Origin of the sequence: Noviherbaspirillum sp. ST9, from assembly GCF_048799745.1 — a bacterium.
Lineage (GTDB): Bacteria > Pseudomonadota > Gammaproteobacteria > Burkholderiales > Burkholderiaceae_D > Noviherbaspirillum.
Map to the genome: position 1 here is coordinate 1 of NZ_JBLWFR010000165.1, position 565 is coordinate 565.

Genomic DNA, 565 nt, shown 5'->3' on the forward strand with positions numbered 1-565 from the left:
CAATTAGCGCCGTGACGGCGGCAGATTGCCCCAGTTGGTCCTGAGCATACATTGCTGTACCTACGTCAGCAGCACGGATAGCGGAGCGTACGGCCAGGCCGGTGCGCCCAGCAATGCCCGCCGCAGACACAGGGGCCAGGATGAACGGGGAATCCCCTACCAACATACCCGCGAACCCGGCTACTGTATTGTCAGCCATTAAGCGGTCACGGTCACGCTGCTCAAGCATCTGCTGCATGCGGTAGTTGTAGTCCTCGACCGACACCGAATCATGCAGGTACTCAATCTCTTCCTGATTTGGGGTATACAGCTTAGCCCGGGTGTCGCTGCTCAGAGTCTGCTTGGCGTTAAAGTTCTGGTCCCGGTCAAATGCCGGGGCAGAAGCCTTGCGGATAGCCGCAGCGATGATGCTGTTGCCCATACCAGATGCAAAGCTCTCCCCGGCCGTGGTGGCGGGGGTCTTAGCCTGCGCCAGTAAGGAGGCACGCTCCAGTGCATTTAAGCCGTTGTCTCCGGCATTGTTCCAATCTACGCGTGCAGGCGCAGATTTAAGTATTGCGCCCTT

The 565-nt window shown here is 58.6% G+C and carries 1 protein-coding gene; it reads right to left on the bottom strand.

From position 1 onward, the window contains the following. Positions 1-421 (bottom strand): hypothetical protein (locus tag ACNOHI_RS25325; protein WP_420477490.1); only part of this gene is annotated, 421 nt, incomplete at its 3' end. Positions 422-565 lie beyond the last annotated feature (144 nt).